The following is a 15,444-nucleotide window of genomic DNA, read 5'->3' as shown; positions in this document are numbered from 1 at the left end:
CGCGGGGAAGGGCCGTGGGAACGTGGAACTCCCCCCTGTGAGGCGATGGTGGGGGGAGCACATGGGCCGCGTTCCGTGGCGCCGGGTCGTCGTCAGGGACGCGGCGGAGCGGCACCTGGTGGTGCGCCTTTCGATGGTGGTGGCCGGGCTGACGCTGAACGGCGTCGCGATCACCATGCTGATCCGGGCCGAGCTGGGTCTCGGCCCGTGGGACGTACTGCACCAGGGGCTGGCCGCCCGGACCGGCCTCGGCTTCGGCCTGGTCGTCATCCTGGTGGGGATCGCCGCGCTACTGCCCTGGTGGCCGCTGCGCGAGCGGCCGGGCGTGGGCACGGTGCTCAACGTGTTCGTCGCCGGGATCGTCATCGACCGGCTGCTGACCGTCACCGGGCCCGCCACGCAGTGGTGGTCGCGCGGCGCGCTGATGACCGGCGGGGTCGCCCTGTTCGCGCTCGGCCAGGGCATGTACCTCGCGCCCCGGCTGGGGGCCGGGCCGCGTGAGGGCCTGATGACCGGCGTCAACCGCAGGTTCGGCATCTCCATCCGCCTGACCAGGTTCCTGATCGAGGTCACGATCCTCGCCCTCGGGATCGCCCTCGGCGGCTCCGCCGGGCTCGGCACGATCGTGTTCACCCTGGCCATCGGCCCGCTGGTGCAGGCCGGGATGCGGCTTTGCGGATATCGGGACCGGGCCGCCCCCGAGGCCGCCGGGGCCTAGAGGTCGATGCCCGCGGCGAACTCGGTGCGGGCGATCGTCCTGGCCACCACGCGTCCGCGCCGCCACACGATACGGTCGGCGGGCGCGCGGGCCAGGGCGTCGCCGAGCGAGCCCGCGCGTACCGCGACCAGGTCGGCCACCGCGCCCGGTTCGGGACCGGCGGGCGGCAGCCCGAGCAGCGCGCGGGCGTTCGGGCCGACCATGGCGGCGGCCTCCGGCACCTCCTGGTGTCCCGCGGTGACCAGCAGCGAGGCGGTCTCCAGCGGATCGCAGCGGCCGGTCGGGTTGAACGGGTCCTGGACGTTGTCCGCGCCCGCGGCGACGGTGACGCCGTGCTCGCGCAGCGCGCCGATCGCGGTCAGCCCGCGCCGGCCGTCCTTTCGGCCCTGGAGGTAGAGGTTGGTCGCGGGCAGGGTGACCACGCCGACGCCGGCCGCGCCGGTCTGGGCGGCCACGTCCAGCGCCGCCGGCCCGGGCAGCGCGCCCAGCGCCACGCAGTGCGCCGCGGTGACCGGGAAGGGGTGGGCGGCGGCCAGCCGGGCGACGTCCGGCAGGGTCAGCCCTGTGGTGCCGGTGGTCTCGTCCACGTGCAGGTCGAGCCCGCATCCCAGCTCGGCGGCGACCTCGAAGCAGGTCTCCAGCGCGGCGCGCGGGTCGGCCTCGCTGAACGGGTTGCCGCCGATCAGGTCGGCGCCCTCGGCCACGGCCGCGCACAGCAGTTCGCGGTGCGCGGACGGCCCGCCCGGCGGTACGGCGGCGTGCGCCACGATCTGCAGGTCGATGACGGCGGCGACCTCCTCGCGCAGCGCGGCCATCGCCCGCACCGCGCTCACCCCGGAAAGCGGCCCGCAGCCCGTCTGGCAGCGCACGGCGGTGGTCCCCGCGGCCAGGAACAGCCGCAGCGCCGACCGCGCCCGGTCGCGGATGCCGGCGGGGTCGGGCGCGGCGGCCACGCCCGCGTAGCCCAGCATCGCCCCGGCGAGGTCGCCCGTGGCGTTGGCCGCCCGGTCCGCGGTGAACGCCTTGTCCAGGTGGACGTGCGGTTCGGCGAACGCGCCGAGCAGCAGCCATCCGTCAAGGTCGCCGGCCGCCTCCCCCGGGCGCGGGGTGAGCCGGCCGACCTCTTCGACCAGGCCGTCCGCCAGCCGTACGTCCGCGGTCTCCCCGCCGGGCAGCAGCGCGCCGCGCAGCAGCGTCACCCCTTCACCCCGCCGCCCGCGATCTGGGTGAGGTAGCGCTGCAGGAACGCGAAGATCAGCACCACCGGCAGCGTCATCAGCACGCCGCCGGCCAGGAGCTGGCCCCAGTCGGTGGTGTACTGACCGACCAGGGAGTCCAGGCCGACCGACAGCGTGCGCTTCTCGTCGCTGTTGACGAACGTGTTGGCGTACAGGAACTCGTCCCAGGCCAGGATGATGCTGAACGCGCCGGCCGCGGTGACCCCGGGCAGCGCGGGCGGCAGCAGTACCCGCCACAGCGCCCGGAAGTGCCCGCACCCGTCGATGAGCGCGGCCTCCTCGATCTCCTTGGGGACGGTGACGAAGTAGTTGCGCATCATCCAGATGCAGAACGGCAGCGCGAAGGTGACGTAGACCAGGATCAGCCCGCTGCGCGCGTCCAGCATGCCCAGGTTGCGCAGGATCTTGTACAGCGGGATCGCCATCAGCACCGCGGGGAACATCTGCATGGCCACCACCGCGAGCAGCAGCAGCCTGCGCCCGGTGAAGGGGAAGCGGGCCAGCGCGTACCCCGCCAGGATCGCCACGATCAGCGCGAGCACCGTGGTGAGCAGCGCGACCACGGCGCTGTTGACGAAGTAGAGCGGGAAGTTCCCGGTGGCGAACAGGCTTTCGTAGTTGCCGGTGTAAAGCGACTGCGGCAGGAACCCGTTGACGACCCCGTTCAGCTCCTGCGGCTGTTTGAAGCTGGACAGGACCATGAACACGAACGGCCCCGCGAACAGCACCACGGCCACCAGCGCGCCGGCGTACACCAGCGGCCTGCCCAAGGCCCTCATCGCTTCCGCCCCTCGACCAGATAGAAGTAGACAGTGCTCAGCAGGAACAGGAAGGCGAACAGGATCATCGCCACCGCTGCCGCCCGCCCGAAGTCGAACTGCGTGAACGCGTACTGGTAGGCGAGCGTGGTCAGGGTCTCGGTGGCCCCGGCCGGTCCGCCCCTGGTGAACATCCAGATGCCGTTGAAGTTGTTGACCGAGTAGCCCACGGTCAGCAGGCCGGCCAGCGCGATCGACGTGCGGATGCCCGGGATGATGACGTACCGCAGCCGCTGCGGGGCGCCCGCGCCGTCCAGCATCGCCGCCTCGTGCAGCTCCTTGGGGATGGTCTGCAGCCCGGCCAGGAGGATGACCGCCACGAGCGGCGTCCATTTCCAGGTGCTGAGCAGGATGAGCACCGGCATCGCGGTGGACTCGTCCGCCAGCCACTGCGGCGACTGGTCGACCAGGCCGAGGTTCAGCAGGAGCTGGTTCAGCGGCCCGGACGTCGGGTCGAGCAGGAACCGCCAGACCAGCGCCACCACCACGGACGGAACGATCCACGGGATGATCACCACGCTGCGGAAGAACGCCCGCCCGGCCAGTTTCTGGTGCATGAGCATGGCGAGCGCGAACCCGAGCACCAACTGGAGCACCAGGTTGGCCACACCCCAGAGCACCGTGTGCCAGGCCGCGGTCAGCAGCACCGGGTCGGTCAGCACGGCCACGTAGTTGGACAGCCCGGTGAACCGGTCGGCGCCCGGCTGGGTCAGGATGCTGTGGTTGAAGCTGGTCCACAGCCCGTCGAGCACCGGGTAGCCGAGTACGCCGCCCAGCAGGAGCACGGCGGGGGCCAGGTAGGCCCACGGCCGCCGGCCCCGCCGCCGCCGCGGGGCGGACGGGACGCGGGAGGCCGGGGCCGCCGCCGACTCCTTGAGGTGAGTCGTTGCCATCAAGGGCCTCTATCCCCGCGACAGTGCCTGGGTGGCGGCCGTCGCGGCTTCGTTGAGCGCCTGTTGCGGTGACTTCTTCTTCTGGATGACCGAGTCCCAGGCGTTGGCCATCACCTGCCACTCGATGTCGCCCCACGCGGTCACCGCCGGGCGCGGCCGGGCCGAGGCGGCCTGCTGGATGAAGATCTGATGGGCCTCGTCCAGACCGGCCATCGAGCCGTTGCCGACGTCGGTGCGCGCCGGGATCCGCTGGTAGCCGTCCCGCAGCACCTTCTCCTGGCCGGCCGAGGTCAGCCAGGACACGAACCCCCAGGCCGCGTCCACGTTCTTGCAGGCGCTGGTGATGCCGATCGCGTTGCCGCCGAGGACGGTGGCGCTCTCCTTGCCCTTGGGCAGCGAGGCCACGCCGTACTCCAGGCCGGGGTTGCCCTTGGCGATGGGCGCGAGCCCCCAGTCGCCGATGGCCAGCATCGCCACCTTCTCGGTGAGGAAGGGCTGGATGTACTGGTCCCAGGCCTGGGTGACGCCGAGGAAGGTCGGTGGGACCACGCCGTGGGTCAGGTGCAGGCCGGCGTAGAAGTTCCACGCCTCAAGCCCCTCGGGGCCGTTGAAGAGCGCCTTGGTCCCGGCGTCGTCCAGGATGCGCCCGCCGTTCTGCCACAGCCACGGCCAGAACAGGAACGATCCATAACCCTGCGCGCCCAGCATGTACCCGTGCCGCCCGCCGCCGGTCAGCTCCTTGGCCGAGGCCAGCAGCTCGTCCCAGGTGCCGGGCGGGCTTTGGATGCCGGCCTGCTGGAACAGCTTCTTGTTCCACAGCAGCGCCACGTTGGAGGTGTCGTACGGCACGGCGTAGACCGCGTCCTTGAAGCTGGCCGCGGCCACGTTGCCCGCGAAGAACTCCCCCTGGGCCGCCTTGAACCGGGCGGTCACGTCCACCAGCATCTTGGAGGCCGCGAACTGCGGGATCGAGGAGACGTCGGCCACGACGATGTCGGGACCGCCACCGCCGGCCAGCGCCGTGGTGATCTTCTTGGCCAGGTCGTTGGCCGGAAAGCCCTCGACGTTGATGGTGAGCCCCTGCTTGCCGCCGTACTCCTGCGCGGCGGTCCGCAGCGCCGCCTTGGCGTCGCCCGCGAACGCGGTGGAGGCCCACAGCGTCAGCGTGCCCTTCGCGCCGCCGCCGGAACCGCCGCCGTCGCCGCCGTCGCCACACGCGGCCAGCATGGCCGTGGCGGCGATGCCGCCGGTGGCGCGGAGCAGCCCGCGGCGGCTCATCCGCATGTTGGGGGTTTGACTCATGGCTGTCGCCTTTCCTGTTAAGGCATTTCCTGTGGGGCCGCCGGGCCCCACTGCCAGTCGGCCGCGTGCTCGCGGCCGGTCCGGCCGGCCAGATCGCGCGTGACCCGCCACGCGCGGTCGGCCAGCTCGGTTTCGCCGGCTCTGGTGAGCCGGCCGTCCCTCACCACGAACTCGCCGTCCACCAGCACGTCGGACACGTGCTGCCCGTGGGCGCGGTGGACGCATGACTGCACCGGGTCGGCCAGCGGGCGCATGGACGTCCCCGGGCGCAGCGTGATCAGGTCGGCGCGCTCACCCGCGCGCAGCCGCCCGGCGTCCGGCTCGCCGATGGCGGCCGTGCCCTCGCCGGTCGCCATCCGCAGCGCCGCGTCCGAACCGAGCACGCCGGGCCGGCCCGCGGCCTGTCCCTGCGCGTAGACGGCCTGGCGCATCTCGGTGAACAGGTCGTCCATGCCGTCGATGCCCAGCCCGACGCGTACGCCCGCCTCCCGCAGCGCGACCACGGGGGCGAACCCCTTGGCCAGGCGCAGGTGGTTGGACGGGCAGTAGGCGACCGCCACCTCGTTGTCGGCGAGCAGCCCGATCTCACGCTCCGACAGGTGGACGCAGTGCACCAGGACGGTGCCCGGGCGCAGGAACCCCGCCTGGTGCAGCAGTTCCACCGGCCGCACCCCGTGCTCGGCCAGGCACTTGTCCACCTCCTCGCGCGTCTCGGCGATGTGGGTGTAAAGGCGCAGGCCGGTGCGCTCGGCCGCGCGGGCGGCGGCCCGGTAGCCGTCGGCCGAGGTCTGGCGCAGCGAGACCGGCGCCAGGTACAGGCGGCCGGCGGGTACCTCGTCGTCGGCCGCGGCCACGGCCAGCCGGATCTGCTCCTCGTAGTCCTCGGTCAGCCCGTACGCCAGGTGCGCGCGCAGCCCGACGTCGGCGTGCCCGGCCGCGACGGCGGCGAGCATGCCGGGGCGGTGCAGCGGGTAGACGTGGTCCACCGCCGTGGTCACGCCGGACAGCACCATCCGGGCCGCCGCGAGCGCGGTGAGCGCCCGGTAGTCCTCCGGGGTCGCCGCGGCTCCGGCCAGCTTCCCCGCCTCGATCATCTGCGCCAGGCCGCTGGTGTCGGCGCGCCGGGTCATCGGCAGCAGCGAACGCAGGTGGTCGTGCGTGTTGACCAGGCCGGGCAGTACCAGCAGCCCGGTGGCGTCCAGGGTCTCGGCGCCGGGGAGCGGCGGGCCGTCGATCAGCCGTCCGTCCCTGACCAGCAGGTCGGCCGGGGCGGGGTCGGCGTAGCCGGTGACCGGCGTGCCGCCGCGAATCAGCAGGTCGCTCACCACCGGCCCTCCCGGGCGGCGGTCAGCAGCCCGTCCCTGCCGGCGCCGGCGAGGTCCAGGTCGGCCAGGGTGCGCCCGCCGGCCTGGAAGTCGGTGCCGGCGGCGACCGAGGCCAGGTGGATGAGGCTGTCGATGGTGGGGGTGGGGATGTCCAGTTCGTCGCCGATGGAGGCCATCAGGACCAGGGCGTACGGCACGTCCTCGGTCAGGTACCGGCTCTTGAGCGCGTCGGGGCCGCACGGGAAGGTGCTGGCGGCGAAGCTGGAGGACTGCAGGGTGGCGTGCAGCGTCGGTTCCCGGCGCGGCGCGAACCCCTGGGCGACCAGGTAGTCGGCGTAGCCGTCGGTGTTGGTCAGGCCGAGCGCGCCGCGCAGGGCGAGCAGTTCGGCGTCGATCCGCTCGATCATGCGCGAGACGGCGGGGCTGGCCCCCTCGCCCCACAGCAGGAACGACCCGGTCCGGCCCTCGATCGCGCCGAGGTTGCAGATGATCGGCGGGACGTGGTCGATCGCGTTGAAGTTGAGCAGCGTGGTCTCCCACACGTTCTGCGCGGGGCTCATCCACGGCCAGACCTGGCAGGCGATGGCGACCAGCGGGTTGTTCTCGGCCGGGAGGCCGGCGACCAGGGTGCCGCCGGACTTGCGGGAGGCGGTGATCAGGCCGGGGCCGCGGACCCGCGCGCCGTAGGGCAGGCTGTTGGTCTCGGCGATGTGCACCGCGGGCCGCCGTCCGGTGCGGCGCAGCGTCGCGGCCAGCGTCAGCGCGCCGCCGCCCTCGCCGACCCACAGCACCGACTGCCCGTCCTTCAGCTCGGCGGCCAGCAGGTCGGCCCACGCCTGGTGGCCGAAGGCGGGCACCGAGACGACGATCAACTCCTGGCCGTCGATGGCGGCGGCCGGGTCGGTGCTGGTGGCGGCGACCGGCGCGGCGGTCTCACCGTGCCAGGGGCAGCGCAGCCGGATCTCGCCCGCGGCGCCGACGGCGTTCACCCCGTCGGCGAAGCGCGGCAGGTCGGCCAGGGTGACCTTGAGCCCGGCCAGGGACAGTTCCACCGAACACGACAGCGCGCCCGCACCGGATCCCAGGACGACGACGGACTCGGGAAGGCTCATTCTCACAACACCGCTTTCGCTAGTTCGGTCAGATGTCCGGTGGAGGCGTCCAGATCGCCCCCGCCGACGGAAAGGATCACCTCGTCGACCCCGGCGGCGGCGAACTCCGCGAGCCGGTCCCTGAGGAGTTCTGGCGGCCCGGCGATGCCGAAGGCGTCCACCATCTGGTCGGTGACCAGCCGCCCGGCGGCGGCCCGGTCGCCCGAGCGCAGCGCCGCGCGCAGCGCGCCGATCTCGGCGGGGTCCAGGCCGTACACCTCGATCAGCTCGTCGGCGTAGGAGCCGCCGGCCATCGCCATGCAGCGCGGGCGCAGCGCGTCCAGGGCGCGCGCCCGGTCGCGGTCCACCTCGACGTCGAGCATCAGCACGACGGCGGCGCCGGGGCCGCCCAGCTTCTCCTTGACGTAGTCGATGTGCCGCGCGGACAGCCCGTGCGTGATCACGCCGTCGCCGATCTCCCCGGCCAGGGCGAGCATCTTGGGGCCGCGCCCGGCCAGGAAGACCGGGGTGGGGACGGGGGTGAACCGCAGTTCGCCGCGGGTGGTGAACGTGTCGCCGGTGACGTCGGCGCGGCCGGTGTACAGCTCGCGCACGATCCGCACCGCCTCGGCGGTCAGGCCGAGCGGGCGGCGCGGCGGGATGCCGAGTTCGGCGGCGAACTCGTACCCGCCCGCGCCGATGCCGAGCACGAACCGGCCGTCGCTGATCTCGTTGATCGTGGCGGCGGCGCTGGCCAGCAGCGCCGGGTGCCGCAGCAGCGGGCTGACCACGGCGGTGCCGAGCGTGACCCGCTCGGTGGCCGCCGCCATCAGCGCCAGCGCCCCCGTCGCGTCGCGGTGAAAGTAGTGGTCGGCCACCCAGACCCCGTCGAAGCCGAGATCCTCGGCCCGGCGGGCCAGCTCGGCCGCCTCGGTGATCGGGCGATCCAGCCGTACGGTGGCTGTGGTCTTCACGTGTTCCTCCTTGCGGGCGCTTCGGTGAGCGCCGGTGTGAGCGCTTCGGTGAGCGCTCCGGCCAGCGCGGCCCGCCGGTATCCGGCGGAGGCGCGCAGGTCGCTGATCGGGCTGATGTCGTGGCCGAGGGCCGCGACCGCCGCGGCCACCACGTCGGGCGTGGCGGCACGGCCTTCCAGCGCGGCCTCCGCGCCGGGGCAGCGGACGACCACGGGGGCCACCGCGCCGGCGGCCAGCCGTACGCCGGTCAGCGCGCCGCCGGGGCCGCGGTCCCAGGTCCAGGCCAGGCTGACGACGGAGATGGCGAGCGCCCGCCGCCCGGCGATCTTCCGGAAGCCCGCGCGGGCGGGCTGCGGCGGCACGTCGATGGTCTCGATCCACTCGCCGGGGGCCAGCCGGGTACGGCCGGGTCCGGTCGCGAACTCCGTCACCGGGATCTCCCTGCGGCCCGCGGGCCCGCGCAGCCGCAGTACCGCCTCGGCCGCCACCAGCGGCGGCACGCCGTCGGCGGCCGGGGAGGCGTTGGCCAGGTTGCCGCCGAGCGTGGCGCGGTTGCGGATCTGGCCGGAGGCGAAGCAGGCGATGGCCGCGCGCAGGCCGGGCAGTTCCCCGCCCAGTTCCCGGTCGATGACCGAGAGGGGGGCGAGCGCGGACAGCCGGACCCGGCCGTCCGGGAGGCGCCGCACCGGGGCAGGGGCATCGCGCAGCCGGGAGACGTCGGCCAGGGGGCCGCTCCGGTGCCCGGCGCGCCGCCGTACCAGCAGGTCGGTGCCTCCGGCGAGCAGCGCGCGCGCCGGATCGAGCCGGTCCACCTCGGCTGCGGTACGCGGGTGCGGGCTCATCGGGCCGCCTCGCGCACCGCGCGCACGATCGCGCCGTAGCCGGTGCAGCGGCACAGGTTGCCCTCCAGCCCGGCGCGGATCTGCTCGTCGGTGGGGTCGGGGTTCTCGGCCAGCAGGGCGGATGCCGAGACGACCATGCCGGCGATGCAGAACCCGCACTGCACGGCCTGGCCGGTGACGAACGCCTCCTGAAGGGCGGTGCGCCGCAGCCCCTCCACGGTGGTGACGTCGGCGTCCTCGGCCTGGCAGACCAGCACCAGGCAGGAGCAGACCGGCACGCCGTCCATGAGCACCGTGCAACTGCCGCACTCCCCCATCCCGCAGCCCTCTTTCGCCCCGATCAGGCCGAGGTCGTCGCGCAGGTAGTCGAGCAGCCTGGCGTCGGGGTCGGGGGGCGTGACGGGCACGCCGTTGACCTTCATCTGAGTCCCTCCAGCAGGCGTTCCGGGGTGATGGGCAGGCGGGCGGGGCGTACGCCGACCGCGTCGGCGACCGCCGCGGCGACCGCGGGGCCGGTCGGCACGATGACCACCTCGGACATGCCCTTGGCGCCCATCGGGCCGGTGGGCTCGTCGCCCTCCACCAGGAGGGTGCGGATCTCGGGGACGTCCCTGGCCGTGGGGATGAGGTAGTTCTCCAGGCTGGTGGTCAGCGGGCGACCGCCGTCGAGCCGGTGCTCCTCCATCAGCGCGAGGCCGAGCCCCTGCGCGACGCCGCCCTCGGCCTGGCCGATGACCGCGCCGGGGTTGATCGCCCGGCCGCAGTCGACGGCGCACACGACGCCCGCGACGCGGATCTCGCCGGTCAGCTCGTGCACCTCCAGGCGGACGACCTGGGCCGAGCAGCCGTAGACCAGGTGGGGGGCGTGGTCGCCGAGCCGTTCCGGGGGGATCAGGCCGGGGTCGGCCACGTCGGGCAGGTGGAAGGTGGCCTCGAACTCGGCCCGGCCGAGTTCGACCAGCCGGGCGGGGCCGCCGGCCTCGGCCAGGGCCGCCTTGTAGCGCTCGCAGACCGCGGCCACCGCGGACCCGCCCGCGTACATGCTGCGGGAGGCGGCCGTCGCGCCGGACTCCGGCACGAGCTGGCTGTCCCCGACCGTGACGGTGATCCGGGCGGGGTCCATACCGAGCACGTCGGCGGCGATCTGCCGGTAGGCCACGTCGATGGCCTGGCCGGTGTGGTTCGGTCCGGCCCAGATCCGGACGTGCCCGTTGATGTCGCAGATCAGCCGGGCGCGGGCGGCGTCGCCCCGCCCGCTGCCCAGTCCGACGCCCTTGACCGCCATGGCGATCCCGGTGCCGCGCCGCCATAGGCCCCGGGCCGCGCGCTGCCATTCCCGGCGGGAGACCCACCAGTCGTCGGCCGCCGCGGCGGCCAGCGTCTCGGCCGCGCGCAGTCCCGGGGTGACGGCGTGCCCGTACAGGCCGTGCCGGTCGCCGCCGCGCAGCAGGTTGCGCATGCGCAGTTCCACCGGGTCCATGCCGAGCCGGGCGGCGGCCTCGTCGATCGCGGTCTCCAGCGCGAACGCGACCTGCGGCACGCCGTACCCGCGAAAGGCCCCGGCGTTGGCGTTGTTGGTGTAGACGACCCGGCCGTCGAAGCGGGCGACCGGCATCCGGTAGGGCCCGACCGACATCTCGGCGGAGGTCTTGAGCACGTTGGGGCCGGAGGTGACGTACGGGCCGGTGTCGGCGAGCGCGGTCATGTCGCTCGCGGCGAGGTCGCCGTCCCTGGTGAACCCGACGCGCACCGTGGTGTGGAACGGGTGCCGCTTGGGCCCCGCCGCCATCACCTCCTCGCGGGTCATCCGCATGTGCACGGGCGCGCCCGCGGCCTTGGCGAGCACGGCCAGAAAGACCGGCATCGGATCGTCGTTGCGGGCGCCGAAGGCCCCGCCGACCGGCCCGGCGACCAGCCGCACGTCATCGATTTCGACGTTCAGCGCCCGCGCCACCTTGCGGCGGTGCAGGCCGGGGTTCTGCGAACCGCACCAGATCGTCACCTGGCCCGCCTCCCACAGGGCGACGCCGCCCGGTGGCTCGATCGCCACGTGTTCCTGCGCCCCGGTGCCGACCGTGCGCTCGACCACGACGTCGGCCGCCGCCAGGGCGGCCTCCACGTCGCCGGAGGCGAAGCCGATCCGCCCGGCCAGGTTGCCGCCCTCGTGCAGTTTCGGGACCTCCGGCGACAGGGCGGTACGAGGGTCGGCCACGACCGTCAGCGGCTCCACGGTGACCACGACGGCCTCGGCCGCGCGCCTGGCGGTGCCCTCGTCCACGGCGGCGATCAGGGCGATGGCCTCGCCGACCTGGCGTACCCGCTGGTCGGCGAGCACCGGGCCGTCCACGTCGGCCGGGCCGAGCCGGTTGCACGGCACGTCCGCGCCGGTGAGCACGGCCCGCACGCCCGGCATGGCGGCGGCCTTCGTGGTGTCGATCGCGACGATCCGGCCGTGCGGGATCGCCGAGCGGGTCACCGCGCCGTGCAGCATTCCGGGAAACCGCAGGTCGGTGACGTATTCAAGGGTGCCGACGACGATTTCGCGCGCCTGCTCGGCGGGCACGGAACGGCCTACCTGAGCCTGTTCCGGGTTACGGACGGGGTTTCGTACACGATACGGTGCAGCCTCATCGGAGTTACGTTCATTTATCTGACAAATCTGCGGGATTGCACGATGAGAATCACCGACGTCCGCTGCGTCGAGTACACCGGCTCGCTGCGCCTGCCCGGCCCGCTCTGGGACGAGCGGCTGCGGCGCCCCACCGACATCTACCCCGAGCGCGCCGCCGACGGGCCGCTCCAGCCGCCGCTCCGCGACGACGGCGGCGTCGAGGTCCGCTCGATCTTCCTGCACGTCGACACCGACGAGGGGATCACCGGTACCACCGCCGTGCTGTCCGAGCAGCAGGCGCACACCGTCTTGACCGTGCTGCGCCCGCAGTTGCTCGGTGCCGACCCGCTGGCCGCCGAGCGGATCTGGGACCTCGGGTACCGCTCGATGATCCACGGCCGGGCGGGGACGGGCATGCTCGCCCTCTCGGCGGTGGACTGCGCGCTGTGGGACGTCCGCGGGCAGTACTTCGGCGTTCCCGCGCACGTGCTGCTCGGCGGCCCCACTCGCCAGGAGGCGCCCGCGTACGTCTCCACGCTGGGCGACTCGCTGGCCGTCGAGGACGTCGCCCGGCGTACCCGTGAGCTGGTCGCGGCGGGGTTCGGCGGAATCAAGTGGTTCCCCCGCTGGGGTCCGGGAGACGGACACCGGGGGGTCGCGCGGGTGGTCGAGCTGGTCGCCACGGTACGGGAGGCCGGAGGTCCGGACCTGGACATCATGCTGGACGCCTGGAGCTCCTGGGACATCCCGTTCACCGTGGACGTCGCCCGCGAGTGCGCGCCGCTGCGGCTGCGCTGGATCGAGGAGCCGCTGCCCGCCGACGACACCGCGGGGTACGCCGCACTCCGCCGCGACCTCGGCGGCCTGGTCCGGATCAGCGGCGGCGAGCACGAGTACACCCGCTGGGGCATCGCCCGCCTGCTCCGCGAGGACCTGCTGGACCTCTACCAGGCCGACCCGCACTGGGGCGGCGGCATCAGCGAGATGGTCAAGATCTCCGCGCTCGTCTCGGCGGCCGGACGGCAGTTCATCCCGCACGGGCAGTCCCTGCAGTGCAACGCCGCCCTCACCTTCGCCGCGAGCCCGGCGGTGATCCCCGAGATGGAGTACCTGGCCCGGCTCGGCCCGCTCTACCAGCACTTCCTCACCGATCCGATCGCCCCCGTCAACGGCCGTGTCGCCGCGCCCGGGACGCCCGGGCTGGGCATGCGCCTGGCCGAGGACCGCGTGCTCGACGCACGCCCGCTCTGACCTTCGCCGAGGAGAAACATGATCATCACCTGCCTGTCGGACTACGACGAGGAGCTGGTCCGCCGGCTCGCGGGCAGCGGCGACGCCGAGATCCGGATCGCGCCTCGCACCGGTGGCCAGGCCGACGTGGCCGGGCTGGTCGCCGACGCGGACATCGTGATCGCCGACGCGGCCCGCCACTACGTGCTGGACGCCGCGGCCATCGACGCCATGCGGCGCTGCCGGTTCATCCAGCAGCCCGCGGTCGGCTACGACACCGTGGACGTCGCCAGGGCCGCCGAGCGGGGCATCCCGGTGGCCAACGCCCCCGGCTACAACGCCGCCGCCGTCGCGGACTGGACGATCATGGCGATGCTCGTCGTGCTGCGCGGCGGCCTGGCCGCCGACGCGTCCCTGCGCGGCGCCGGCTGGGCCGCCCGCCCGCTCGGCGAGGAGCTGGGGGCGCGGACCGTCGGCCTGGTCGGCATGGGCGCGGTGGCCGGGGCCGTCGCGGCGCGGCTGCGCGGGTTCGGCGCGGCCGTGGTCTTCACCGCGCGCACCCCGCGCGAGGTCGAGGGGGCGCGGCAGGTGGACTTCGGCGACCTGCTCGCCACCGCGGACGTCATCAGCCTGCACCTGCCGATCACCGCGCAGACCCGCGGCCTGATCGGCCGCGCCGAGCTGGCCGCGATGCGCGAGGGCGCGATCCTGGTCAACTCCGCGCGCGGCGGGCTGATCGACCACGACGCGCTGGCCGAGGGACTGCGCGCGGGCCGGCCGGCGGCCGCCGCGCTGGACGTCTTCGACCCCGAGCCGCTGCCCGATGACTCCCCGCTGCGCGGGCTGGGCAACGTCTACCTCTCCCCGCACATCGCCGCGGGCACCTGGCAGGCCAGGTCCCGGGTGCGCGCCATGGTCGGGGAGAACCTGCGCAGGGTCATCGCAGGCGAGCGGCCGTTGCACGTCGTGAACGCTCATGACCAGGCCATCCAGTCCAGCGCCGCGGCGGCCGTCCAGGACTGAGCCCGGCTGCCGAGCGCCTGCCCGGACAGCGGGTCGTAGTACTCGGCGAAGCTGAGGTCGCCGAGCTGGCGCAGGGCCTCCTCGCGGAGCCGCCCGGCCAGCTCGGCGTCACCGTGCCGCCGGGCCGCCCAGCTGAACAGCCAGGTCATCACCGGCCACTGCGGGCCGCGCCAGTACCGCCTGCGGTCGAACTGCGCCGCCGCCGGCGACGTGCTCGGCGGTACGGCGTGCCGCAGCGCCCGGTGGCCGCACCAGTCGGGCCCGAGCAGGAGTTCCCGCTGGCGGGCCAGGACGTCCGCCTCCGCGCCGCTGATCAGCGGCGCGAATCCGCTCAGCGCGGCGGAGTGCAGCAGGCGGCCGGACCGCAGGTCGCGGTCGGTGGCCAGCCCGGTCTCCGGGTCCACGGCCGCGGCGACCCCGGCGCGGAACCGGGCGGCCACCTCGCTCATCTCGGCGGCGTCGGCGCGGCGGCCGAACTCCTCGGCCAGCTCGCCGATGATCTCGGCGGCCAGCGCGAGCAGCGCGGAGAAGAAGACGTCGGCGACGTGGAAATCGATCGTCTTCCTGATCGCCTCCTCGTCGTAGCGGACGGCCACCATCTGGTCCACGAGCCAGATGTAGCGGCGGTACTCCTCGTCGGTGGGGCGCTGCCGTACCTCGCCCACATGCCGGGTGTCGGTACGCGTGAACGGCTCCATCTCGCCCGGCGTCACCCGGGAGTAGGGGAAGTCCCAGCGCGGCGAGTTGTCCATGCCGGACTCCCAGCTGTGGTGGATCTCCACCAGCCCGTGGCCCTCGGGGTCCCGGCTCGCGGCCAGCCAGCGGTGCCAGGCCAGCCAGCCGGGCAGGGTGCCGGCCACGAAGTCCTCCGCCGTGCGCCGGTCGGACCCGCCGCGCCTGCGTCCTTCCTGGAGGATGCACGCCAGCGCCAGGCTATGTACGGGCGGCTGACAAATTCCCGATGTCCGTAATGCCGGCGGCTCGATCGCCAGCTCGCTCCGCCAGCGCTCCGGGCCGGGGAAGTAGGCCGAGGGGCGATCGAACACGATGTGCGGGATCATCCCGCTCGGCCACTGCGCGGCCAGCAGCGACGTCATCTCCGCGACGGCCCGCGGCACCGAGACCCGGGAGATCCCGACCGCGACGAACGCGGTGTCCCAGCTCCACTGATGCGGATAGAGGTCGGGGGAGGCGACGGTGAGATGGCCGAGATCGTTGCCGCGCAGCACGGCCGCGGCGGCGTCCGCCAGAGCGGCCGTCATGGTCTGCCGTCGGTGTCGCGCGGACCAGGCGTGGGGAAAGTTACGGCGGGGGCGGGCAAGAAATCTCCCTTTTGATGCCAAGATTCTGTATGGTCGTCGAACATAATGAGGTCGATC

General features: G+C 73.8%; 14 protein-coding genes. 3 read left to right on the top strand and 11 right to left on the bottom strand.

Going from position 1 to position 15,444, the window contains the following annotated elements; genetic code table 11:
- Window positions 1-61 precede the first annotated feature (61 nt).
- Window positions 62-718 (top strand): YitT family protein, encoded by a 657-nt coding sequence (locus tag ACH34R_RS15915; RefSeq protein ID WP_397562188.1) that lies wholly within the window; start codon window positions 62-64, stop codon window positions 716-718.
- Here ACH34R_RS15915 and ACH34R_RS15910 read toward each other — a convergent pair.
- From ACH34R_RS15910 to ACH34R_RS15865, 10 genes are read right to left on the bottom strand one after another with little or no spacing between them, the layout of a single operon-like run.
- Window positions 715-1,917 (bottom strand): amidohydrolase family protein, encoded by a 1,203-nt coding sequence (locus ACH34R_RS15910; RefSeq protein ID WP_397562187.1) that lies wholly within the window; start codon window positions 1,915-1,917, stop codon window positions 715-717. The two genes, ACH34R_RS15915 and ACH34R_RS15910, sit on opposite strands and share 4 nt — an antisense overlap.
- Window positions 1,914-2,735, bottom strand: coding sequence for a carbohydrate ABC transporter permease (locus tag ACH34R_RS15905; RefSeq protein ID WP_397562186.1), 822 nt, complete (start codon window positions 2,733-2,735; stop codon window positions 1,914-1,916). Before ACH34R_RS15905 ends, ACH34R_RS15910 begins: the two co-directional genes overlap by 4 nt.
- Window positions 2,732-3,667 carry a carbohydrate ABC transporter permease gene (locus tag ACH34R_RS15900; RefSeq protein ID WP_397562185.1) on the bottom strand — a complete coding sequence of 312 codons (936 nt, stop codon included), beginning with the start codon at window positions 3,665-3,667 and terminating at the stop codon, window positions 2,732-2,734. The genes ACH34R_RS15905 and ACH34R_RS15900 overlap by 4 nt, the downstream gene beginning before the upstream one ends.
- Window positions 3,668-3,676: 9 nt before the next feature.
- Window positions 3,677-4,969: an ABC transporter substrate-binding protein gene (locus ACH34R_RS15895; protein WP_397562184.1), complete on the bottom strand. Its 1,293-nt coding sequence runs from the start codon at window positions 4,967-4,969 to the stop codon at window positions 3,677-3,679.
- A 17-nt stretch (window positions 4,970-4,986) separates the two neighbouring features.
- Window positions 4,987-6,294, bottom strand: a complete 1,308-nt coding sequence (locus ACH34R_RS15890) for an amidohydrolase family protein (RefSeq protein WP_397562183.1) — start codon at window positions 6,292-6,294, stop codon at window positions 4,987-4,989.
- On the bottom strand, window positions 6,291-7,406 hold the full coding sequence (locus ACH34R_RS15885; RefSeq protein WP_397562182.1) for an NAD/NADP octopine/nopaline dehydrogenase family protein: 1,116 nt from the start codon (window positions 7,404-7,406) through the stop codon (window positions 6,291-6,293). Before ACH34R_RS15885 ends, ACH34R_RS15890 begins: the two co-directional genes overlap by 4 nt.
- Before the next feature lie 2 nt (window positions 7,407-7,408).
- The gene (locus tag ACH34R_RS15880) at window positions 7,409-8,359 is read right to left on the bottom strand and encodes an LLM class flavin-dependent oxidoreductase (RefSeq protein ID WP_397562181.1); all 951 of its coding nucleotides are present in this window, start codon (window positions 8,357-8,359) and stop codon (window positions 7,409-7,411) included.
- The gene (locus ACH34R_RS15875) at window positions 8,356-9,201 is read right to left on the bottom strand and encodes an FAD binding domain-containing protein (protein ID WP_397562180.1); all 846 of its coding nucleotides are present in this window, start codon (window positions 9,199-9,201) and stop codon (window positions 8,356-8,358) included. The genes ACH34R_RS15880 and ACH34R_RS15875 overlap by 4 nt, the downstream gene beginning before the upstream one ends.
- The gene (locus tag ACH34R_RS15870) at window positions 9,198-9,623 is read right to left on the bottom strand and encodes a (2Fe-2S)-binding protein (RefSeq protein WP_397562179.1); all 426 of its coding nucleotides are present in this window, start codon (window positions 9,621-9,623) and stop codon (window positions 9,198-9,200) included. Before ACH34R_RS15870 ends, ACH34R_RS15875 begins: the two co-directional genes overlap by 4 nt.
- Complete coding sequence (locus tag ACH34R_RS15865) at window positions 9,620-11,764, bottom strand: xanthine dehydrogenase family protein molybdopterin-binding subunit (RefSeq protein ID WP_397562178.1); 2,145 nt, start codon at window positions 11,762-11,764, stop codon at window positions 9,620-9,622. Before ACH34R_RS15865 ends, ACH34R_RS15870 begins: the two co-directional genes overlap by 4 nt.
- Window positions 11,765-11,875: 111 nt before the next feature.
- Between ACH34R_RS15865 and ACH34R_RS15860 the strand changes: the two genes are divergently transcribed.
- Together ACH34R_RS15860 and ACH34R_RS15855 are read left to right on the top strand one after the other, a co-directional pair.
- Complete coding sequence (locus tag ACH34R_RS15860; protein ID WP_397562177.1) at window positions 11,876-13,063, top strand: enolase C-terminal domain-like protein; 1,188 nt, start codon at window positions 11,876-11,878, stop codon at window positions 13,061-13,063.
- 18 nt (window positions 13,064-13,081) lie between these two features.
- The gene (locus tag ACH34R_RS15855) at window positions 13,082-14,065 is read left to right on the top strand and encodes an NAD(P)-dependent oxidoreductase (RefSeq protein ID WP_397562176.1); all 984 of its coding nucleotides are present in this window, start codon (window positions 13,082-13,084) and stop codon (window positions 14,063-14,065) included.
- Here ACH34R_RS15855 and ACH34R_RS15850 read toward each other — a convergent pair.
- Window positions 14,017-15,327, bottom strand: a complete 1,311-nt coding sequence (locus tag ACH34R_RS15850; protein WP_397562175.1) for an MGH1-like glycoside hydrolase domain-containing protein — start codon at window positions 15,325-15,327, stop codon at window positions 14,017-14,019. The genes ACH34R_RS15855 and ACH34R_RS15850 overlap by 49 nt on opposite strands.
- Window positions 15,328-15,444: the final 117 nt, after the last annotated feature.

Source organism: Spongiactinospora sp. 9N601 (assembly GCF_044326295.1).
GTDB classification, from domain to species: domain Bacteria; phylum Actinomycetota; class Actinomycetes; order Streptosporangiales; family Streptosporangiaceae; genus Spongiactinospora; species Spongiactinospora gelatinilytica.
The sequence above is the reverse complement of the archived record's forward strand: the minus strand, read 5'-3'. Positions and strand labels throughout refer to the sequence as shown.